This window comes from Lacihabitans sp. CS3-21 (genome assembly GCF_024343675.1).
Lineage (GTDB): Bacteria > Bacteroidota > Bacteroidia > Cytophagales > Spirosomataceae > Leadbetterella.
Window position 1 is genome coordinate 97,672 of the sequence record NZ_RJUD01000004.1, and the last position, 22,934, is coordinate 120,605.

13 protein-coding genes and 1 other RNA gene are annotated in these 22,934 nt (G+C 36.3%); 6 read left to right on the forward strand and 8 right to left on the reverse strand.

Annotation, left to right across the window (positions count from 1 at the left end):
* The first annotated feature begins 42 nt into the window (after window positions 1-42).
* Window positions 43-519 carry a peptide-methionine (R)-S-oxide reductase MsrB gene (gene msrB / locus EGI24_RS04070; protein WP_255047053.1) on the forward strand — a complete coding sequence of 159 codons (477 nt, stop codon included), beginning with the start codon at window positions 43-45 and terminating at the stop codon, window positions 517-519.
* 64 nt (window positions 520-583) lie between these two features.
* Here the strand turns inward: msrB and EGI24_RS04075 are convergent, their stop codons facing one another.
* Complete coding sequence (locus tag EGI24_RS04075) at window positions 584-2,359, reverse strand: SMP-30/gluconolactonase/LRE family protein (RefSeq protein ID WP_255047054.1); 1,776 nt, start codon at window positions 2,357-2,359, stop codon at window positions 584-586.
* Between the two features lie 157 nt (window positions 2,360-2,516).
* Here EGI24_RS04075 and EGI24_RS04080 point away from each other — a divergent pair, with 157 nt between their 5' ends.
* The 3 genes from EGI24_RS04080 (at window position 2,517) to EGI24_RS04090 (ending at window position 5,651) form a co-directional block, all read left to right on the forward strand.
* Complete coding sequence (locus EGI24_RS04080) at window positions 2,517-3,461, forward strand: carbon-nitrogen hydrolase family protein (RefSeq protein WP_255047055.1); 945 nt, start codon at window positions 2,517-2,519, stop codon at window positions 3,459-3,461.
* A 94-nt stretch (window positions 3,462-3,555) separates the two neighbouring features.
* The gene (locus EGI24_RS04085; RefSeq protein ID WP_255047056.1) at window positions 3,556-4,626 is read left to right on the forward strand and encodes a M42 family metallopeptidase; all 1,071 of its coding nucleotides are present in this window, start codon (window positions 3,556-3,558) and stop codon (window positions 4,624-4,626) included.
* Between the two features lie 221 nt (window positions 4,627-4,847).
* On the forward strand, window positions 4,848-5,651 hold the full coding sequence (locus tag EGI24_RS04090) for a mechanosensitive ion channel family protein (RefSeq protein ID WP_255047057.1): 804 nt from the start codon (window positions 4,848-4,850) through the stop codon (window positions 5,649-5,651).
* Between the two features lie 50 nt (window positions 5,652-5,701).
* On the opposite strand, the gene EGI24_RS04095 is transcribed toward EGI24_RS04090, so the two are convergent.
* Window positions 5,702-7,378 carry a PQQ-dependent sugar dehydrogenase gene (locus tag EGI24_RS04095; protein ID WP_255047058.1) on the reverse strand — a complete coding sequence of 559 codons (1,677 nt, stop codon included), beginning with the start codon at window positions 7,376-7,378 and terminating at the stop codon, window positions 5,702-5,704.
* A gap of 111 nt (window positions 7,379-7,489) precedes the next feature.
* On the opposite strand from EGI24_RS04095, the gene ssrA reads away from it, so the two are divergent.
* Window positions 7,490-7,867: a transfer-messenger RNA gene (gene ssrA, locus EGI24_RS04100) on the forward strand.
* Window positions 7,868-8,496: 629 nt separating this feature from the next.
* On the opposite strand, the gene EGI24_RS04105 is transcribed toward ssrA, so the two are convergent.
* The 6 genes from EGI24_RS04105 to EGI24_RS04130 form a co-directional block, all read right to left on the reverse strand.
* Window positions 8,497-9,975, reverse strand: a complete 1,479-nt coding sequence (locus EGI24_RS04105) for a glycoside hydrolase family 32 protein (RefSeq protein WP_255047059.1) — start codon at window positions 9,973-9,975, stop codon at window positions 8,497-8,499.
* A gap of 100 nt (window positions 9,976-10,075) precedes the next feature.
* Window positions 10,076-11,782, reverse strand: coding sequence for a RagB/SusD family nutrient uptake outer membrane protein (locus EGI24_RS04110; protein ID WP_255047060.1), 1,707 nt, complete (start codon window positions 11,780-11,782; stop codon window positions 10,076-10,078).
* A 38-nt stretch (window positions 11,783-11,820) separates the two neighbouring features.
* Entirely contained in the window at window positions 11,821-14,964 is a 3,144-nt protein-coding gene (locus EGI24_RS04115; protein ID WP_310586072.1) for a SusC/RagA family TonB-linked outer membrane protein, read from the reverse strand.
* Window positions 14,965-15,006: 42 nt separating this feature from the next.
* A complete protein-coding gene (locus tag EGI24_RS04120; RefSeq protein WP_255047061.1) occupies window positions 15,007-15,918 on the reverse strand; it encodes a carbohydrate kinase family protein in 912 nt (303 codons plus the stop codon).
* 9 nt (window positions 15,919-15,927) lie between these two features.
* The gene (locus tag EGI24_RS04125; protein WP_255047062.1) at window positions 15,928-17,244 is read right to left on the reverse strand and encodes a sugar porter family MFS transporter; all 1,317 of its coding nucleotides are present in this window, start codon (window positions 17,242-17,244) and stop codon (window positions 15,928-15,930) included.
* Between the two features lie 195 nt (window positions 17,245-17,439).
* Window positions 17,440-20,148, reverse strand: a complete 2,709-nt coding sequence (locus EGI24_RS04130) for a substrate-binding domain-containing protein (RefSeq protein WP_255047063.1) — start codon at window positions 20,146-20,148, stop codon at window positions 17,440-17,442.
* Window positions 20,149-21,200: 1,052 nt separating this feature from the next.
* Here EGI24_RS04130 and EGI24_RS04135 point away from each other — a divergent pair.
* Entirely contained in the window at window positions 21,201-22,910 is a 1,710-nt protein-coding gene (locus EGI24_RS04135) for a hypothetical protein (protein ID WP_255047064.1), read from the forward strand.
* Window positions 22,911-22,934: the final 24 nt, after the last annotated feature.

Below are 22,934 nucleotides of genomic sequence, written 5' to 3' on the forward strand. Positions count from 1 at the left end.
ACCAATTGATCCGTTCATTCGTATTTAATAAAAAGAAAAAACATGAAAAAAATATTAATTGCATTTTTAGCAGCTTTTAGTTTTACTATGAGCTGTGCCCAGAAGGTCAAAGACAATTGTAACGTAACGAAAGTAAAAAAAACCGAAAAAGAATGGAAAGCCCAGCTGACACCTTTGCAGTATAATGTCACACGACAATCTGGCACAGAAAGATCATTTACAGGTATTTACTGGGATAACCACGCTAAAGGCATTTACAAGTGCATCGGTTGTGGTTTGGATTTATTCACTTCAGAAACAAAGTTTGAATCCGGTACGGGTTGGCCAAGTTTTTGGAAGCCTATTGACCCTTGTAGTGTGGAAGTAGGTACTGATGCTTCCGCTGGCATGGTACGTGACGAAGTTAAATGCAAAAGATGTGATGCACATTTAGGTCACGTATTTGACGATGGTCCAAAACCAACGGGTTTGAGATATTGTATGAATTCAGCCAGTTTGAAATTTGTGGCTGTGAAATAGTTTTTTAAAACCGCAAAGACGCTATTTTGCAAAGGGTTTTCTTTGTGTCTTTGCGGTTTAGTTTTTATAATCTGGGTGCTGTTGGTTTATTCGGTACATCGAAATTATTCGCACCTTTTACTTTTACCTTTCTTTTATACACTTTATCATGCCCAGAGGCATAGATTATATCGAAATTCGGTCCGCCAAAGCATAAGTTTGAAACTTGGCCTTTTGTTTTCGGCAAAGGAAGAATCGCATTGACCCTTCCCAATTGATCCATCACTTGTATTCCGCTCAAACTTGTTACATAAATACGTCCATCTCTATCACATTTTATACCATCGCTCCAAGCATTTTCGTCGGTGTCTCTCACGTGAAGCCAACCAAACTTTTGTTTATTTGCCAAAGTGCCATCTGGCAAAATAGAATATACCCAAACCCAGTGCGAGGCCGATTCTGTTACATAAAGGAGCGTTTGATCTGGAGAAAAACAAAGTCCATTTGCAAATTTAAGTCCTTCGTCTAAGATAACTTTCTCACCATTTGGCCTCAATAATAAAAGTTTACTAGGTTTTTCTCTTCCGTCAGGTTGAGTAATGTAAATATTCCCATTTTTGGCTATCGAAATATCATTTCCAGGTGTATCTTCTGTAAGGGCTTTTATGAATTTACCATCTGCTCCGTATTGGTGAATTTGCTTAGTGGGCGGTTGCGACCACCCACCTGTGATTGTCAACATTTGACCATCGGCTGTAAAAGTAGTTCCACTGGCTTTTTTTGCATCGTCAATATAGATTTCTGGTTGGCCTCCGGAGTTTATTTTGTAAGTTTTTGAATTAGGAATATCTTGAAAATACACCTCTCCTTTCGCATTTACGGCGGTGCCTTCGGTAAAACCGTAGTTTTCGCCAACCAGCTCCCAATTTTCATTTTCTATCAGAATATCTTTTAAAAATTGATTTTTAGACGGCCCAGCCTCTATTTTCTTCGGATAATCTCTCCAAAGCCACCTCATGGCATCAGCAAAAACAGCAGTTCCATGCTGTCCATTATGACCACCTTCTCCCCAAATATGTTTAACATCGTAACCCGCAAATGTTAAGGCCCTTTCCATGGTTTCGTTGGCTTTCCACCAGTCACCTGCATATATATTGAGGTCGTTTGAGCCATCTTGGAGAAATATTCTCAGTGGTTTTGGTTCATGTTTTCTTACCAAAATATCGTACCTATCTGCTCCTCTCAAGCCCACATAAGTGCCAATAGCACTGAAAACCCTTGAAAATTCCTGTGGTTTTTCCCAGGCTGCGGTAAAAGCACAAACTGCACCGCTACTTGAGCCACCAATAGCTCTATCATTACCGTCCTTTGAGAGGATAATTGCTCGGCCATTGCTACTTTTTAGTTTTTCAACCTCTGGCAAAACTTCTTCCAAAAGAAAACGTGCATAATTATCTCCCAAACCATCATATTCGTAACTCCTATTAAATCTATTCAATGCCACGTCTGCATTTTGTGCTCTCACTTGGCCTGGAGTAACAAAAACACCTATGGTAACAGGAATTTCTTTTTGGTGGATTAAATTATCAAATACAATTGGGGCTTTCCATTGAATTCCATCCTGATTTATATAAACACATGCAGGTTTTTTTCCATCGTATTGTGCTGGTATGTAAATACTTACTTCTCTGGTTGTTCCAGGGAATATTTTTGAATTTTCTAAAGTAAATTTTATAATTTCTCCTTTGGGAACACCGGTTTTTTCTACTGAGGCGGGATCTGTTGGATAATTTTCTGGCGTATTTTGCCCAAATGCTTTTCCGATAAATAGGAATAACAGAAATGCGACATTACTTTTCATTTTTTAAGTTTTAAGGTTGAATAATATAGAAATCTATCTCTATGGATGATTTCTTAGACTGCAATTTATCAATTTCGGAATCAATTATCTATTTCGATGGTAATTTTCTTAAAAGCATGTTTTAGATTTGGTTATTGATTTATAAAATACAAAGATTTTGGAAAACAGAAAAGTAAAAGTAGGCGTAGTGCAAGCAACACCTGCACTATTTGATATTGAGAAAACCGTTGATATTGTCATTTCTTGGATAGAAAAAGGAGCAAACCAAGGCTGTGAATTGTTACTATTTCCTGAGTCCTTTATCCCATGTTATCCTCGTGGATTGACCTTCGATGCGGTAATTGGAAGGCGTTCTGAAAAAAGCCGTGAACAATGGCTTAAATACTGGAACAATAGTATTGAGTTGGATGCTGTAAGCAAATCGGCAAAACATCTTTCAAAAATAAGTGAAGCTATCAAAAAGGCCAATATTTTTGTTGCTTTGGGGGTAACCGAAAAAGAATCACTTGGAGGCTCATTACATTGCTCTCTTTTGTATTATGGGAAAGATGGAAAATTGCTTGGAAAACATAGAAAACTAAAGCCAACTGGCTTAGAAAGGTATATTTGGACTGAAAGTGATGGAAGTACGCTGACAACTTTAGATACAGAAATCGGCAAAATCGGTGGACTAATTTGTTGGGAAAACTATATGCCATTGGCTAGAATGGCCATGTACAATAAAGGCGTGGAGATTTATCTCGCTCCTACTGCTGACAGTCGAGAATCTTGGCAATCTACCATGCAGCATATTGCTTTAGAAGGGAGATGCTATGTTTTGGCGGCCAATCAAATTGTTAGAAAATCTGATTATCCTGCTGCATTTGAAGAAGATTTGGCCAATGAACCCGAAATAATGTGTGCCGGCGGAAGTGTGATTTTGTCACCACTGGGCGAAGTTTTGGCAGGCCCGCTTTGGAACCAAGAAGGTATACTAACAGCAGAATTAGACTTTTCAATTTTGGCAAAAAGTAAATTAGACTTTGATGTAATAGGACATTACTCTAGAAATGATGTCTTTAATTTTAGCGTCAATAAGCAACCTGAAACTTTGAAAATTTAAAGGCGTATTTAATCAATTTTTAAACAAAATATTTAAGGTTTTCTCTTTCTTCAAAAATAAGCTTACTATTTTTGCTATGAACAAATTCTTATAAATGAAAAATAATATAAAATTTCTTTACGAATACCTCAACAACGCCTCTCCTACTGGTTTTGAGTCCACGGGCCAGCAAATTTGGTTGGATTATATAAAACCTTATATCGATGAAAATATCGTGGATGTGTATGGAACAGCCGTTGGAGTAGTTAATCCTGGCAAGGAATACAAAGTTGTTATCGAAGCCCATTCGGATGAAATTTCGTGGTTTGTAAACTACATAACTGACTCAGGCTATATTTATGTCAGACGCAATGGAGGCTCTGACCATCAGATTGCTCCTTCCATGCGTGTAAACTTGCATACACGCAAGAATGGCATTGTGAAAGGGATTTTCGGTTGGCCCGCAATACATGTGCGTGATTCTGCCAAAGAAGAAACGCCAAGCTTGAAAAATATTTTTATTGATGTAGGTGCTTCTACTAAAGCTGAGGTAGAATCCATGGGAATTCATGTAGGTACAGTGGCCACATTTGAAGATGGGCTTATGGAATTGAACGAGAAATTCTACGTAGGCAGAGCTTTGGACAATAGAATTGGTGGTTATATAATAGCCGAGGTGGCCAGAAAACTAAAAGAAAACAAGGTAGAATTGCCTTATACGCTTTATGTAGTAAATGCAGTTCAGGAAGAAATAGGTTTGCGTGGCTCAGAAATGATTTCGAGAAGATTAAAGCCTGATGTTGCGGTAGTTATAGATGTAACTCACGACACGCAATCACCGATGTATGACAAGAAAAAAGATGGCGACATAGCTTGTGGAAAAGGCCCGACGCTTTCTTATGGTCCGGCTGTTCAGAATAATCTATTGAATATGATTATGGACTTGGCCGAAGAAAAGAATATTCCTTTCCAAAGAGCTGCGGTAAGTCGTTCAACGGGCACAGACACAGATTCATTTGCTTATTCGGCAGAAGGTGTTGCATCAGCTTTGATATCTTTACCGCAGAAATATATGCATACCACTGTTGAAATGGTACACAAAGACGATGTTCAAGCTTGTATTGATTTATATTATGAGTTTTTACTGAACTTGAGAGCCGGAACAGATTTTAGGTATTTATCCTAATTCTTGAGCCAATTAAAAGAAGTTTTTTCAAATACCAGAAGATACCTACTTTTCACAGTAGGTATTTTTTTTACCTGTTTATACTATTTTTCAAATAAAAGTCAATCCCTGATAAATTTACTTTTTATGGATAGGTTTTAGTGTAACCGAAGACAATTTTCCAGGATGTATTATGTTACTTTTTTAATAATTCTAGTCTTATTTGAAAAAAAGAAATAATTTTGGAAAAATACATCGAACAATTCACACAAGTAGCAATTACTTATGCACCGCGTTTTATCTTAGCAGTCATTACACTTCTTTTTGGATTTTGGTTGGCCAATAAAATAAACAATATTTTAAAAAACATCCTGAACAGAAAGCATGTTGAGCCTACAATAATTCCTTTTCTAGGTTCAATAGTCGCCACCCTTTTAAAAATTTTGGTGGTGATAAGTGTGGCTGGAATGTTTGGTGTAGAAACTACTTCTTTTGTGGCCTTGATAGGTGGTGCTGGTTTGGCAGTTGGCTTGGCTCTTCAGGGAAGCTTGGGTCACTTTGCGAGTGGAGTGTTGATATTGGTTTTCAAGCCCTATAAACAAGGCGATTTAGTGACTATAAATAGTTTTACAGGCATGGTAGAAGAAATACAAATATTCAATACTATTCTAAAAACACTTGATAATAAGAAAATAATCATTCCAAATGGTTCTATTACTACTGGACCAATTACGAACATTTCCGGACAAGAAACCATTAGAGTAGACATGCAATACAATGTCTCGGGCGAAGAAGACATAGATAAAGTCAGAAAAGTGGTTCAACAAGTATCAGATTCTTGTCCATTAATTTTAAATGATCCCAAAATTGATATTTTAGTAAATTCCCAAGAGATTGGAATTACAAAATTTGATGTGAGACCTTGGTGCAAATCTGAGCATTATTGGGATGTCTATTATTTCATGCAAGAAAATATCAAAAGACAATTTGTGAGTCAAAATGTAAAAGGTCCAAAACCAGCCATGGACATTGTCATAGGAAAATGATAACACTTAAGTAGTTCGAGAGAAAATATTTCGAACTACTAAGTTTTTTCTTACTCACAACCCACCACCTTGTAAATTCTCCCATCCGTTTTGGTGTAAACGTAAATTTCTCCATTTGCCCCTTGCCCAAACCTCAGGTCAGTTTTATTGTTTTGACAGATGTTTCTGAAATTGTCAATTTTCCCATCAATTTCTAAAGTAAATTCTTGAATATTAGTTATTTGACCGAGACTCAAATCTTTGTTTTCCACAAATAAAACCTTACCGTTTACAATATCGCCAAATATATATTTTCCTTTCAGCGTCGGGATTTCTTTTTCATTATATACATACCCAGCGGAAACGGCATATCCTTCATCATGGTCATATTGTGCTGATGGCCAAGTGTAAGATTTTGTATTCCCTTTTAAATCAAATACTTGCCTCATGTTCGCATCAGGTTTTATTATGAAGGTACCTTCACGATATGGCCAACCATAATCCAATCCTTTTTGTCCTATATTTAGCTCTTCTACATTGGTATGACCAATATCAGAGATGATCATTTTACCATCTGGCGTCCAATAAATGCGGTTTGGATTTCTGAAGCCACGACAATAAACCTCTCCAGCAAATCTTTTATCAGTTTTGAAAGGATTGGTTTCTGGTATTCCATATTTCCCATTTTTAGAATTATTCCCACTTGGGTTTATTCTAAGTACAGAACTCCAAAGGTTTTTTGGATTTTCACAAATAAACGGATAACCACTTTCAGAAGATCCACCATCACCAATACCAATGTAAAGCAATCCATAATCTTCGTCAGAAGGCTTAGCATACGGATTGAAAGTAATTTCTTGCATTCCATGTATTTGAGAAACCATATCGATTCTGAAAAGTTCTCGTCTTGTTCCTTCAAAAGTTTCAGATGCAGGATTATTCGTTTTCCATTCTGTTAGCACCCACTGAAGTGTTATTTTTATACTATCTGCATAATTAAAGTCTGGTTTTTTCGAATTCGCCTTTTCTGAATGAGCCGTATAAAAAAGTCCATTTTTTAGAAAATCTGGATGAAAGGCAAAAGAACCTAAACCAGTGGCCAAGCCTGGAACATGAATGTATTCAGGTACCATTTTCTTGAAATCAAGATAGGGTTTAAGCTCTTTTTCATTAAAATGATAAACTATTCCTCTCAAATCAGATAAAAAGACTTTCTTAGATGTATCATTTAGTACAACCATTGTGTTTATTCTTGCCAAAGGAATTTTATCACTTGTCGCTGGAGCTGTATAGAGATATTTTAACCTTAAAGTAAGTTCCGACTTTTTGATGGATTCAGGAATCGGATTAATAAGACCATCTGGTGAAATAGCTCTTTTAGGATCTGGTTTTGACTGACGGCTATTAATAAATGCCAAAATGTCTTCTACTTCGTTCTTCTTTAGATGAGCAAAAGCAGGCATGGCAATAACTCTCTTATCGAAATTCAGCTCCTCAGCCATCGTTTTTTGTGGATTTTTGAGATAACTAATCAGCCAGTTCTTTTCTCGTTTCATAATGATTTGAGAAAGCTGAGGGCCAATACCATTCTGAGTAAAATTATGACAAGCGGCACATTGTACTTCAAAAATTTCTTTGCCCGTTTGAATACTTTTTGTGTCTAAATTATACTTGGTTTGCGAAAAAGAAATACGGCTTAAAATACAGAAAAGGACTATAAAAACAGTTTTCAGAAGTTTCGTTGACATTTTAATCTTAAGGTTGAATATTTTTCGAAAAATACAGATTTTTTCTGAGAACGCATTTCTTTTTATGAATATTGAACCATTTGACCTAGATTTGCATTCTGATATAGCAATGGGGGCGACCGGTTTTGACGGCATGATGCCATTGCGAGTATAAGCATGTATGGAGTTGGTGGAAGGTCTCCATTCAAAAAATCTACCGAACAATATCTGGCAATACATCGTATGCCATGGCTGCTTAATTTCGGAGTAAATTAGCATTCGCCATCGTTCCTCTTTTGCTAACCTCTGTTGCGGGAGATTCAGGAGCGTCGAAAATAGAGAGGCGTTTTAGTGCGGACTTCTGACGCTAAAATAGTAAACGAGAAGATAAGGATTGGGTTAGGTACGTCGGACGGCTTCCCAATTTCGAAAATTAAGAACGAATAAACATGTAGAAGGCTCGACAGTAGCCGTGTTCGGACCAGGGTTCGAATCCCTGCGTCTCCACTTTTTTAAACCGTAACTATTTAATTAATAAACAGTTACGGTTTTTTATTTGAATTTTAGTCCACACTTAGCCCACATTTTATGCAGAATTTCATAACTGAATGGTTATTAATTATTCAGAGAATAAAAACATCTTATGTACCAACCATTGGCTAAAAGTATATCACTTTACTAACTTACCATCTCAAGCATTTCGTTCAGCTTAGTAGTAAATCGCCTCGAAAGCTTCTGCTTCTTATTTTTTTAAACTCGATCTTGGTCTTGTATCGCCAACTTTTCTTTTTGTTGACCTATGTCAGTAATAAGCTTATCTACAGTACTATTCAATATTTTGGGCCTTGGGTTAGGTGCCTCAATGGGTATCTAATCATTCATTATGAAGCTTCGCCTTATAGGACCTCAACAATTTTAACATTAGCGGTATTGTCAATGATGGGGATTTGAGAATTCATTCCGAAGCAGAATACAAGTGCCAGTATAAATATTTACTTCAAAAAGGAATCGATATGAGTATCGACCCCTCTTAGAAGTCCTATAACTGTATTCTAAAAACAAGTTAATCAATTTTCGAAACCTTTTCAATGAAGAGAAAGTTAAGACATTTTGACTAAGCTGAGCTCTAGTATATTCTATTAATTCACGAAATTGAAATTAACAGAGCCTCCAATGTTTTTCGGGAAAACAAGGTTGGTTAGCACTGCCTGACCATCATTAGCAAAGATTTCGACAATTGAATTGTCTACGAAAATATCTAATTTAATGATGTTGTTTTCCGGTTCCACAGTCATATTTTCAATACTCGGAAATTTTTCATGAAAATTTACAACACCAGACTTTGTTCGGTCAAAGCTCAGTTTTTTGGTGATTGAATCATAATTTATGGTTGATTTTTCGTCACCATTTTTTAATAAATCAATAGAAAATCCTTTTGAACCTGTTAAGTCTATCGTGAAATTCAGGTGAAACGAATTGCTTTTCATTTCAATGGTTTTTCCGTTGGCCGACTTGCTCATACTCAAATTGATCATTTGGGTTGGAATAACATCTGAAAAAACGGGTTTCTGAACCATCTGATATTCACCATTTTTTTCGATTAACGAAACTTTTCGTGGCATAATGAACATTGATCTTCTACCTTCAGCTGTAAGGTCACCTGCATATGCCCAGTTATTAACCCAAGCCATTATAATTGGGTATTTTTGATCGTCAGGTCTGCTGTTGAAAGGTACTGCAGCATAAAAGTCTTTGCCATGGTCAATCCTCAAAACACCTTTTTGAGCATCTGGTGTGAATTTTTTTCCATCAAATTCACCAATAAAATACTGCATTCCTACATAATCCGTATCTTCATGTGCACTAGATATCATTGAAATCCATTTAAATTTATCACTGTTTTCAATCGGTACTTTAAATAGCGATGGACATTCCCATATTTTAGCATAATCTCCAATTTTTCCAAATTCGCTCACTAATTCCCAGCTTTTTAGGTCAGCTGATTCATAGATTTGAGCAGTATATTCTAGCGATTTTACAACAATCATTTTCCATTTGCCTTCATGCCAAAACACTGATGGGTCTCGGAAGTCTGTCATTTTGAGGTCAAGTACGGGGTTTTTATCATAAAATTTCCATGTTCTTCCTTTGTCAGAACTATAGGCCAAACTTTGTACTTGACCGATACCTTTACCATCCTTCTCAATGTGGGCGGTATAAATTGCTACCATGCCAAACTTGAATCCTTCTTCAAAAAGTCCAGATGTATTTAAACTATCTATCACCGCACTTCCTGAGAATACCATGTTTACAGACCCATCGGAATTCTTGATTTCTGGTATAGCTACGGGCAATTCTTTCCATGTCTTGAGGTCTGTGGAAACGGCATGACCCCAGCTCATGTGGCCCCATTTCTCGCCAAATGGATTATATTGGTAAAACAAATGGTATTCGCCTTCTAAATAAACCATGCCGTTAGGGTCATTTACCCAGTTTTTTTCTGAGGTATAATGATAGGCTGGATGATAAGTAAGTAAATCCTTTTTGGTATCTGCCGATATGGTAGTACAAGCATTAGAAATGATTGCAATTATCAGAATGATAAATATATTTTTCATTGAATAAATGTTTAAATAATATACTCAGATTTAAAAAAATGGTAGCAGTAAAATAACCACTACCATTTTGGACAATTAAATCCTATGAAGATTTATTTTTTTAATACCCTGGATTCTGTTTGTATAATCCATTGGTAAAGGTTATTTCTGCCTGAGGAATTGGTAAATACTCATCTCTTCCTGCCGTAAATTTGGCAGTCGCTAAAAATGTTCTTCTTGATTTTTCCTTCTCTATATATTTATTAAGCGTAGACTCTGCTATGCCCCATCTTACTAAATCAAAAAAACGTGGTCCTTCAGTGGCAAATTCCAATCGACGCTCCCATTGTAAAGCTTTAAAAGCGAAATCTTTTGTCCAACCAATAGACGAGTAGGGCTTTACATTGTAGGTAGAAGAAAAACTACCATCGGATTTTTTTAGTCGGCCTGTACTTTTTGCTGCTCTCTCTCTTACTTGATTGATAAGTGAAAGGGCTTTGTCTTGTTCGCCAAGTTGAATATAAGCTTCCGCCTGAATCAATAAAATGTCGTCAAAACGGAGTATATCATAGTTTTTGGCTGTTCCCATAAATGGTCCTAATTTAAAATATGAACCACTAGAGGCCAATTGCTGAAAACGCATAGTATGGAAATTTCCATATACACCCGGGTCACGTACCCAACTGTTGCTAAACAATTTTGTGTTATCGTATTTGTAAACACGGCCATCAATTCCAACTGTGTGATCAAGTCTAGGGTCAACCATTTGTTTTGACAAATCAGCATTGGTTTCATTAAAAGTATCAAAATTTGGCCAACCGTTGGCATCTGTTGTATGAGCATTGACCAAGTTTTGGCTACCAGCGTGGAATCCACAACAGCCGTATTGAGGAGCACCATGAGGGTAGTTTAAGCCATCTTCATAGCTCATGCGGCCTGCTGTTGTGCCATCATTTACAGTAAATTGAATGGCAAAAATAGATTCTGGGCCGTTTTCAGTTTCAGGCAGAAAGTTATCTCCAATGTCATTACTTAATCTATACTTGCCCGAACTTATTACCGATTGCGTAAGCGTTATGACCTCTTGTAACCTCGATTTGTTGATATTTGTAACTTTATGGGTGGCATCTTGTTCGTAAGCTTGAAACAATCTCAACTTGGCTAAATAGGCTTGGGCTGCATACTTATTTGCTCTACCCATTTCTGCTTGGTTTGTAGGTAAATTGTCTATGGCAAATTGAAAATCTGCGGCAATTTTATTCCAAGATTCGTCATTGCTAAGTGTATTTGAAACCTTCAAAATGTCTTCTTCGGAGGCCGTTTCGTCAAAAATTGGAATGTTTTTGTATAGAAGTTTCATAGTAAAATAACTATGAGCTCTCAAAAACTTAAGTTCGCCCAATCTTACTTTTTTGATTGGGAAACTTGTTTCATCGAGGTTGTTTACCGCTCTAATGGCCACATTAGCTCTCGAAATTGATTTAAACAAGTTTTGCCAAGTCCGTGTAACAAAAGCTCCCATTGTGGGCGTTACAAGATTGTAATGCTCTAATGCATCAATTTCTCCCACATCGCCCGTACCACCGCCACCTTTGTAGGCGTCGTCAGAACGAACCGAGCCATAAGCCCACATACTGTAGATAGGTCCTATCATGTCACCATTACCAATGGCAGCATAAGCTGAGGTTACTAGGCCATCAACCGCTGTTGCCGAAGTTAGGTCTGATGAAGAAAGAACACCTTTTGGAGTGTACTCTAGCACGTTTTCGCATGAGCTGAATGCCAGCAAGCTAGAGGCTAATACTGTTATAATAATTTTATTTTTCATTACTTAAATTTTAAATTTATTTCAAATTCACTTGTTTATCAAAAGAACGCATTAACACCAAACGTGTAAGTTTTTGGAATTGGAATTGGGTCAAGATCAATACGCTCTGGATCTGGGCTTAAATAGCTTTTGCTTTTTATCCAGAAAATATTTTCAGCCATACCAAAAATTCGAACACTTGAAAATACCTTTTTAGGACTCAAATTGTATCCAAGCTGAATGTTTCTCATTTTGAAATAAGAGGTATTTACGATAAAATAATCGGAAGTACGACCTTCGCCGTTGTTATCTTTTAGTGTCAGGGCTGGTACTCTCGTAGCAGTATTTTGAGGAGTCCATGCCTCGAACACACCAGGTCCTACATTTTCTCTACTTCTCATAAGGTTGTTGAAAACCGTATAGACATCAAAACCTTCTCTTCCAGCAACTCCCGACCCAAACACAGACAAATCAAATTTCTTGTAAGCTAAGTCAACTCTTAATCCGTATTCTAAGGCTGGAAGAGTAGTTCCTATCCAAGTTCTATCAAGGTCATCTATTCTTCCATCGTTATTGATATCTACATACTTTATTCTGCCAGGTCCTGCACCTACTTGGTCTGGAGCAGCGTCAACCTCGGCTTGAGATTGGAAAAGCCCATCAGTTTTATAACCGAAAATATCAAATTGAGAGTGTCCAATTATGGTATTAACAAGGTTGCCAGCATAAGCAGGACGTACGTTTTCAGGGAGTTCTGTAATTTTGTCTCTAAAATGAGTCAAATTGGCCACAACATTGTATTTAATGTTATTATTTGTGTTGCCTTTATAGCCCAATACAAACTCAAACCCTTTATTAGATTTCGCTGCACCATTTACCGCTTTTGTTTGACCTTCACCAAGCGTAGCTGCTACTGGAGGCGTAATTAATATACCCGATGTTTTCCTGGTGAAATAATCAAAAGAGCCAAATAGTTTATCTTTCAACAAACCGAAGTCAAGACCTACATTTATCTCATCAGTAGTTTCCCATTTAAGGCTTGAATTAGCAGCTTGAGTTTGAACAAATCCCGATGGTAAAGTACCTGTATTGGCACCAGTTAGTGAGTAAGCCGTACCGATATTCATGTATTGCTCCCAAAATCCACCTACTAACTGAGCCTGTGTAGTTCCATATCTTGTATCAAAAAGACCAAAACGAGCCAAATCACCGATTTGTTGATTTCCAACACGACCCACCCCGATACGGGCTTTTAATTCACTAAATACTTTGTTACCTTCCATGAATCGCTCCTTATCAATTCTCCAACCTGCAGAAGCGGCAGGAAAGATACCATATCTATTGTCGGCACCGAATCTTGATGATCCATCACGACGAACAGTTACCGCAAGAAGATATTTATCGGCATGGTTGTAATCAACACGGCCAAATTGTGACAACAAGCGATGGCCCGAAGAGCTACCTGAAACTGTGGTGTTTCCTGTTCCGGCATTCAATGTGAAATAATCTTCAGATTGAAGTGCGAAGCCTTCCTTTTTGGTGGTTTGGAAATCTATGTCAGTTTTAATAAACTCCGTTCCTGCCAAAAACTTTAAATTATTTTTTTCGTTTACATCCCAATTATAGCGAATGGTATTTGACCAAGTAAGGCTTAAGAAATGATTTTGATCAAAAGTTAAACTATTGGTAGTACGGTTAAAAGCACCTTCAGAAAATGTTGGGGTGATTACCTTATTCAAAAAACGAGCATCGTCAGCTCCCAAGTTAGACTTGAAAAATAGATTCTTGATTGGTTGAATTTCTAAGAAAACATTTCCAAAAGCACTTTGTCTATTGGCATTGTTCCATTTGGCGATGTCTTGCATGTGCAGAGGATTATTTCTATCCGAATATCCACCTCCTGAGGCTCCTGCATAGGTACTTCCGTCTTTTTGGTACACCGGAATAGTTGGAGCCAATGATACAGCCAAATAACTTGTAGCAGCCCCGCCCAAATCTCTTGCAGTAAGTGTTTCGTTAGAATTAGCAATTCGGAGATTTACCCCAAAACGAGCTTTATCGTTAAATGCACGCGTCAGAGCATTAATGCTACCACTAAGTCGCTCATAGCCAGTGAATTTTAGCATTCCTGTGTTTTTCAAATGGCCCAAATTTATTTCTAATGAAGAAAATTTGTTACCATAAGAGGCTGTAAGGTTATTTTGGGTTACTATACCCGTTTTGTACATTACGTCTTGCCAATCCGTGTTACCAACTGGAGTATTAGCGTCACCACCAACAAAAGGTTTAGCACTAACACTATTCAATACTGGGTTTGAAAAGTTTTTGTTCCAATCAAAATTGTAAATTTCACCGTATCCAGCCGTAGGGTCTTGGCCGTCATTTACAGAAGCTTGCCAAAGTGCTTTGCCTCTATCTATCGAATTGAGCATATTAAAACGCATAGATTTTTCTGACTGGGCTGAAACACTGCTATTGAACTGGAACTCTACCTTTCCATTGGTATCTCCACCGTTTTTGGTGGTTACTATTATTACTCCGTTAGATGCTCTTGCACCATAAATCGATGATGCCGATGCGTCTTTTAAGACCTGAACCGACGCAATATTGTCAGGATTCATGTTCTGGAATACCTCAGGTCGAGTGGTTGGAATTCCATCAATAATATAAAGTGGGTCGTTGTTGCCCAGCGTATTTGCTCCTCTAATTAGAATCCTGCCATTTGAACCGTTTGGTGAACCATCTTTTTCAATGTATAGTCCTGAAACTCTACCTTGAAGTGATTGCATGGGATTACCCGAGCTATTATTTTTTACAGGTTTTAAATCTACAACAGAAACGGACCCTGTCATATCTGTCTTTTTTTGTGTTGTATAACCTACTACTACCAATTCTCCCAATTCTTCACCAGCAGAAAGTACTATTTGGAGGTTATTTTGGACAGCAGTTAGTACTACATCTTTAGATTGGTAGCCGATAAATGACACAGTTAAAGTAGCTGCATCTTTGGGCACCTCTAATAAAAATTTACCGTTTACGTCGGTAGTGGTTCCCTTGGTGGTTCCTTTGAGAGTTACACTTGCACCTATTAAATAATCATTGGTGTCGCCCCCCTTTACTACACCAGAAATAGTCCTCTGGGCAATAGCCAATTGCAACGACAACAACATTGCAATGAAAGATAATAAAGTTTTTTTCATCATTTTGAAAGGTTTTAATTAAACATAAGTTAAAAAGGAATTATACTATAAATCGCTCAATTTGAGTTTCTTAGAAATTAGAAGCTGAATCTCTTCTTTTGAAATAAGGGGTGATGCCCCATGATATGTAGCCACCAAAGCCCCCATGGCACAAGCCTCGATTAGGGCGTTTTGGACAGGTTTGTTTTTTAGAAAATTAGAAATAAAGGATGCTAAAAATGAATCGCCACTGCCGATAGTATCCACAACTTCCACTTCAAAGCCTGCACTTTTGAAAAACTCATTGTTGTGCAAAAGCATAGCTCCGTCTTCGCCGAGTGTTACGCAAATTGTTTTGATTTTGAATTGTTCAGATAAGCGAGTTAAATTTTCTTGGATTGTTCCTGATTGAAAAAACCACGTTGAAACTTCGTCGAGTTCTAAATGATTGAGTTTGAGTAAATCAGTATTATTCAATAAAAACTCAATCGTTTCTTTTTCATAATAAGGAGGGCGTAAATTGATGTCCAGCACCTTGAATGGAGCAACCACCAATAATTTTTTAAGTGTTTCAAAAGTCTGTTCAGACCTTGCCGAAAGACTTCCAAAAACGAAACAATCAGAATTTTTTACGGCCTCTAATGCGTCATTTTCTAACAAAATATAATCCCATGCCACTGGTTTTACGATTTTGTAGCTCACGTTGTTTTTATCATCCATGTTCACTTTCACCACACCAGTCAAGTGCGTTTGTCCGTGTTGGATAAATTGGGTATTCAGACCATTTTCTTTAACAAAATCTATCAATTCAGTTCCTAAATCGTCAGTGCCAACTCTACTTATAATAGTGGCATTATTGCCAGAGTTTTTTAAATGAATGGCTACATTCATTGGAGCTCCGCCAGGCATTTTGCCAGTAGGCAACATATCCCAAAGCATTTCTCCAAAGCAGATGATATTTTTATGATTGTTTTCCATGATTCGTTTTTAATGAACTAAAACAACTGATTCCATATTTTCCAATGATTTTCCTTTGGTTTCGGGCATGATTTTCCATGCAAAAAGCAACTGCAAAACCATCATTAGAGCAAAAAAGCTGAATACGATTCCGCCGCCGAAGGTCTCGGCGATATAAGGAAAAGTAAAAGTGATGATACTCGCCATCAACCAATGCGTAAAACTGCCTAATGCCTGCCCATTGGCACGAACTTCATTTGGAAAAATTTCGGAGATAAAAACCCAAATAACCGCACCTTGTGAAAAGGCAAAAAAAGCGATATATGCAAAGAGATAAAATGGAACATTCATGCCCATTCGTTGCGTAAAAAATGCTTGAGCAACCAAAAAGAGTGTAAGAATAAGTCCGCAAGAACCTACTATCATTAAAGCTCTACGACCAAATTTATCAATTAATGAAATACCCAAAAGTGTAGAAACAAGGTTTATGAGTCCAATACCAGCCGAAGAAAGTAAAGCTGAATCTTTACCGATTCCTGCCATTTCAAAAATACGTGGGGCAAAATATATAATTGCGTTAATGCCCGAAACTTGATTGAATACTGCAAATAAAACCGCCAACATAATAGGCTTGCTATACGTCTTTTGAAATAATGAAATCTGAACTTTTGAGGTGTTTTGCTTGATAGAAGCAATGATTTTTTCGGCAGAGTTTGCGTCAATCGTATGCAGAATTGTACGAGCTGTTGCAATATCACCTCTTTTCAAAATCAACCAACGAGGGCTTTCTGGAATAAATAAAACTGTGATAATAAATATGATTGAAGGAAAAGCTTGCACGCCTAACATCCAACGCCATTCGTTTTCGCCTATGCCCGATAAAAGATAGTTGGAAAGATAGGCCATCAAAATACCAAAAACGATATTGAATTGAAACATCGCCACCAAACGACCACGCTTGTGGGCAGGAGCGATTTCGGAAATATATAATGGAGCAACCACCGAAGAAACACCAACACCAAGTCCACCCATAAATCTAAAAACCAAGAAAACTGACCAATCAACGGCGTAGGCGGTGCCAAGTGAAGAAACCAAATAAAGTAAAGCAATGATTATTAGCGATATTTTTCTGCCTAATTTTTCAGCAGGAAAACCACCAATTACGGAACCAACAACAGTACCTATTAAGGCAATAGAAACCGTGACGCCATGCTCAAAGGCATTGAGATTCCAGAGTTTTTGAAGTGTTTGCTCTACGCCCGAAATAACGGCAGTATCGAAGCCAAATAGAAAACCGCCAAGTGCGGCAGAAAGTGACCAGAAGAATATCTTGAGATTTTGATTCATTTCAAACTTGTTGAGTTTTTTGATGAACCAAAATTAGGGCTAAACTTTAAGGGCGGATTTTAGTATTCATTCAAATACTTATGATTTTGATACATTTTTGTAAGTTATTGATTATCAATAAAATAGTATTATTTTTACTTAGATTTTAAATTTTAGATACTATAATTGTAACACGAAATATCACTATTGTTACAATTAACCATTTCGCCATTCAGTAGGCGTTTGATTGGTTTTTTGTTTGAAGAAAGTCGTGAAATAACTTGGAGTACTGAAACCCAATTCGTAAGCTATTTCGGCAATATTTTTTTCTTGTTCTTTCAATAAAATCTTTGCTTTTTGGAGTTTATATTCTGCAATATAATCCGCTACATTTTTGTTGGTCAATGCAGATATTTTTCTAAATAGTTGCACCCTCGACATTCCCAATTCGTGACTTAATTTCTCAACCGAAAGCGTGCTGTCTTTAATATTTTTGTCAATTAAGGCTTCAAATTCTAACAAAAATCTGCGTTCTCCTTTCTGTAATTGATTAGGGTTAATAACTTCATTCGAAAATCTCCGCCTCATTCTATCACGGTTTTCTACCAAACCTTTCAGTTTTTCTTCTAATAATTGTTGGTTAAAGGGCTTCAAAATATAATCGTCTGCACCCGCTTTTGTACCTTCAATTTGACTTTCAATTTGACTCTTAGCGGTCAATAGAATCACTGGAATATGCGAGGTTCTGAAATCAGACTTTACTTTTTGTGTTAAGGCAAAACCGTCCATTCCTGGTAGCATCACATCACAGATAATAACGTCAGGAATATACGACAGGATTTCTTGCCAGCCTTGTTCGGCATTTTCTGTTGCTACGACATTATAGTTTTTTCCTAATTTTTGATTCAAAAACAAGTTTAAATCGCGGTTATCTTCGATGAGAATAATGGTATTTTCAAACGAATGTTTGGTGTTGTTTTTAATTAATGGGGTTTCTATTTCTTCAAATACGCTTGCTTTTTTTGAGGATGAACTCTTAGCACTTTCTTTCAAATTCTGCTTTGATTCCATGAAAGGCAAGATAATCTTAAAAGTTGTGCCTTTGTCTTTTTCTGAATTTATTATGATTTCTCCCCCATGCAGCGTTACAAATTCTTGCGAAAGTGCCAAACCCAAACCTGTTCCCAACGAAATGTTTTTGTTTCCCCTATAAAACAAATCAAAGGCGTGTGCTTTTTCTTCCGCATTCATACCGATGCCATTATCGGCAATGTTAATTTCAATTTTATCTGTATTTTTCAAAATCGAAACATGTATCAAACCACCATCGGGTGTAAATTTGAAGGCATTTGAAATGATATTGAATAATACTTTGTCTAATTTATCGGCATCAAAAGCAAATAATAATTCTTTAAAAGGACTAATAAATTGAAGGTCAATGTGCTTTTGCTTGGCTTTTACACCAAAATCGCCCACAATATCTTTGATAAAAGAAACTAAATCATTTTGACTTAGTTCTAATTCCATTTTGCCAGCATCCAACTTTCTCATTTCTAAAAGTTGATTAACAAGCCGCAAAAGGCGATTGGCATTTTTGTTGATCAATTGAAGCGTGTTTCGGGTTTCTTTTATATCTGTATTTTTTCTTTGAAGTAAATCTTCGGTAGGAGTAAGAATAAGGCTCAATGGCGTTTTGAACTCATGTGAAATATAAGAGTAAAATCGCATCTTATCTTCGGTTGCTTTACGGGCCAAATGAGAAACTTTTTCTATTTCATTTTTTTGTTCAAGAATTGCTAAATTTTGTTCCTCCAAAATCCTGTTGGAATGTTGTTTTTCCTGCAAAAGAAAATATAAAAAAGCTCCCAAGATTACCACAATGGTTAGCAAGGCACTAATAAAATAGAGTCTATTCCGTTGGGTAGAATAAGTTTTATTTAATTCTGTAATTTTTAAAGTTTCTCGCTCAATTTCGACCTGTTGCTCTTTTATCTTCTGAATTTGAGATAACATTATATCCACATTATCAGACGTAATTACATTGGTTAGAAGTTTAGTTTCTTTTTCAAAAGGTTGTTTTTTTAGAATTTTTACGGCAGTTTGAATGGCCTCTGCACCGCCAGTGGGATATAGTAATGTGGCATTTAGGACACCATTTTTTACATCTTGCATACCTTTTGTTACTGGAATGGCATCAATACCAACGAAGAACAAATTTTTACTTTTTCCTTCTTTTTGGGCGGCCAAGTAAGCTGTTACTGCCAGAAAATCGGTATGTGAAAAAATAATATTGGTTTCAGGATGCTCCTTCAAGATACGTGGAATGTTAGTATTGATGTCCTTCAAGCCATTTTTTGTTTCTAGAACCTCTATTATTCTAAGATTTGGAGTTGCAGCAATTGCATCTTTAAACCCCCGATTTCGTTCAGTTGCGGGAGAAGATGTCATTTCTAATTGTACCTCAATGATATTACCTTCACCTTTAAATTGACTAGCAAGGAACTTACCAGCAGTCTTGCCTATTTCATAGTTATCAGCACCAATGAAGGCTGTGTAATTTCTAGATTCGGTTTTTCGGTCAACAAAAACAATAGGAATACCTGCTTTATAAATTTCTTCAATAGCAGCCGTTAGTGGCTTTGATTCATTTGGGGTGATGATAAGTAAATCAATCTTTTGCTTTGCTATGGCTTTGAGCTGCTCAACTTGCTTTTCGGTATTGCTGTAAGATTCAATAGTTTCCAACTTTATATCTGGATGAAAAGCCAATTCTCTTTTCATTTCGCTATTCATCACGTCTCGCCATTCATCGTGGCAGCATTGTAGAAACACTATTCGGAATTGGTGTTCTGGTTGATAAGAACACGAGGTGATTGCAAGTAAAATAAATGCAATGAATGAAACTTTTGAAATTGGAGCCTTCATCTTTCAAAATTATGCAATTACTCGAAAATAGCATTATTAAAAAACGAACAAGTAATATCAAAAATGTTACATTAACATGAATTCGAGTTAAGGATTAGAATAAAAAAAAGGTTCAAAATAGATTTTTGTATAAATTAGAATTTCACAATCTAATAATTAACCCTAATTATTAGATTGTGAACCATGATAACATAAATGAAGTTTTCGTTTGAGTTGATGATTAGTATCGAAAGTTTCAAAAAAGTATCTTAAAAGCAAAAATTTTGGCATTATAATCTAAAAAAATACCTAGAAATAGATTTTCTCAAATGTCGGGTTCTGTAATTATTGCGATAATGATTGGATTTCACCTTGGAGCCCATCGTTGTTTTAAACTTTCCTAATTTCAAGTCATTAAAAAGAAATTCAGCCTTTTGTTTCCACATTTGGTTAATTGGAATCTTTGTATTGAATTACAGTGAAAGTGGCAGTGCCTTTTATGCTTTTTTTAAAGAGTGGAGATAGGAAAGTGTGCCATTTGATGGCTTTCAAGACTACATAACAATAAAAGTTTGTCGAATTCAAAGGATTACAATGATCATTCTATGGCTTTAGTTTATTAAATTCCAAATTGCTGTTGATACTCACTTTTTAGAAAAAACACTAATACCAGATTCTTCAATGACTTTTTCCCATTTGTAAATACTTATATTGCTAATTCTGTTTTTACGAACAGATTCTCTAATGCTATGCTGTCTGCAAAATCTTGCAACTACCTGCGTCTCCACAAAATAACATGCTCAATAACAGCATGTTATTTTTTTTATTCCAATTTAGATCAGCTAAAAAATATTTCACAATAATTTATTATTTCGACTTTCGTTTTCTTAAAGAAGAAACAATCTTGCTTGTATCAAAAAACATTAATCATGTGGGTACATTTCCCTAATTTGTAATAAAATGCCAATATTGAATTATTATTTTGAAATTGATGAATTTGGCACACTATATGATGTAGTCTAAATAATAACTAATGCTTTCAAAAGATTACCTTTTGATTTTTACCTAATAAAATGAATAGTTTAAAACTTTTTCTTCTAATATATCTGCCTTCCGTAGCTTTTTCTGAAGATTATAATCCATCGATTTCAAATTCTAAGTTTGTTTCCCACATTTCTTATGAGATACCCAAGGGATATAACTTAAATTCTCTATCAAATAATAAAATAGTTCAACCAATATCTGAGCCTGATGAGATAGAAGTTGGAAAATGGACTTTACTCCCTGGTAGTATTTTGATCATAAAAAAAACGAATGATACTTATTGGTTGTTGCAGACTGACGAAAACCGAAGCTATTATGTGCTCAGAGGTCTAAATTTCTTGTTTAATTCCGACGTTCAAATTTCCAAACCAATTAATAAAAACAAACTATCTAACGAAATAACAAGTGAAAGAGGATTAATGCCAGCAAAAAATGGTAATTTACCTAGTAAGTGGGAAACGAAATGGTGGACAACGAATGGTTTCTTTAGAAATGCGAAAGGTGAGTTCGTAAAGGCTACAGGGGACAATCAAAACCCGCCAATAACGACGCCACCTGTAAATAACGAGAATGTAGTAGTATCTCCAGTTCCTCCTGTAGTTATAACCACTGTTGATTCCTCTCTCGCTGTAAATGAACCACCTAAAGAAGAAAATATTACACCTTCTAGTGAAAAAATCAAGATTCCAGTTGGTGCTATTATGTGGGACGGCTGGCACAGAGACTACTGGAATGATGAAAATCCTCCTTATGATATATTGATTAATCATGTTTCCAAATCAAGATTAGTAGCAACAGAATGGATGGACAAATTTAGAGTAGTGCCTTTTTATGGTCAATATCAAGAACCCGAAAATATCAAAATAAGATATAATGTAAAGTGGAGTCCAGAATTAGGTAGGAATACTTATGATGAAATGGAAAGAAGTGTTCAAGTGAGATACGATAAAACTCAAGCGGATACCGAAAGAGAAATTCAATATTATGCAGAAGCTGGTTTCGATTTCTTCTGTTTCAATTATTATAATAGCGATAGTCCATTAAGCGAAGCTAGGATTCAATTTGTGAATTCTCCAAATAAAATGGGCATAAAGATGACTTTTATGTTGGCATCCAACAGAAGCAAGGAGGAAATTAATTATATCACTGACTTAATGCTAAAGGACTATTGGTTTAAGATTGACAATAAGCCAGTTCTTTATTTTAATACCCGCGACATGCAAGATTTAGAAAAGTATAAAGCGGCCTATGGATCAAAGGGTGGAGGTGAGATTTATGTTGTTTATTATAGCATGGGCGGATATCCAGGCGAATTTGTCCAATACCAGCAATTTAAAGCAAATGCTGGAAGTTCTTATTCCCTTTTTATAGGTCAGGCCACAGCTGACATGTTGATAAAAGCTGAGGTAGAAGCTAGGAATACTTGGATGGGACAATACAAAAATACACAAATAAACCTAATACCAGTTTTAACTACTGGTTTTGAAAATCTTCATAATAGGAGTAGTTTGGATCTCGTACAAGGTCCTTACGTGGAAAAGGCAACTCTACCACAGATAGAACAAAAACTTGAATTGATGAAGGGATTTATAAAAGAACATCCTGAAAAAGTTCCTGCAATTCTTTGGTACGCAGGTAATGAAATATTAGAGAGTGGAAATCCAATAGTCCCTACAAAAAGAAGGGATGGCAGCATAGATACAAGTATGTTGGATACGATAAAAAAACATTTAGAATAACACAAATTCACTAATCCCATCCCT

Excerpts from the sequence above, each read along its gene's own strand:
- msrB (WP_255047053.1), top strand. The coding sequence starts at position 43 with ATGAAAAAAATATTAATTGCATTTTTAGCAGCTTTTAGTTTTACTATG.
- EGI24_RS04075 (WP_255047054.1), bottom strand. The coding sequence starts at position 2,359 with ATGAAAAGTAATGTCGCATTTCTGTTATTCCTATTTATCGGAAAAGCA.
- EGI24_RS04085 (WP_255047056.1), top strand. The coding sequence starts at position 3,556 with ATGAAAAATAATATAAAATTTCTTTACGAATACCTCAACAACGCCTCT.
- EGI24_RS04095 (WP_255047058.1), bottom strand. The coding sequence starts at position 7,378 with ATGTCAACGAAACTTCTGAAAACTGTTTTTATAGTCCTTTTCTGTATT.
- EGI24_RS04105 (WP_255047059.1), bottom strand. The coding sequence starts at position 9,975 with ATGAAAAATATATTTATCATTCTGATAATTGCAATCATTTCTAATGCT.
- EGI24_RS04110 (WP_255047060.1), bottom strand. The coding sequence starts at position 11,782 with ATGAAAAATAAAATTATTATAACAGTATTAGCCTCTAGCTTGCTGGCA.
- EGI24_RS04115 (WP_310586072.1), bottom strand. The coding sequence starts at position 14,964 with ATGATGAAAAAAACTTTATTATCTTTCATTGCAATGTTGTTGTCGTTG.
- EGI24_RS04120 (WP_255047061.1), bottom strand. The coding sequence starts at position 15,918 with ATGGAAAACAATCATAAAAATATCATCTGCTTTGGAGAAATGCTTTGG.
- EGI24_RS04125 (WP_255047062.1), bottom strand. The coding sequence starts at position 17,244 with ATGAATCAAAATCTCAAGATATTCTTCTGGTCACTTTCTGCCGCACTT.
- EGI24_RS04130 (WP_255047063.1), bottom strand. The coding sequence starts at position 20,148 with ATGAAGGCTCCAATTTCAAAAGTTTCATTCATTGCATTTATTTTACTT.
- EGI24_RS04135 (WP_255047064.1), top strand. The coding sequence starts at position 21,201 with ATGAATAGTTTAAAACTTTTTCTTCTAATATATCTGCCTTCCGTAGCT.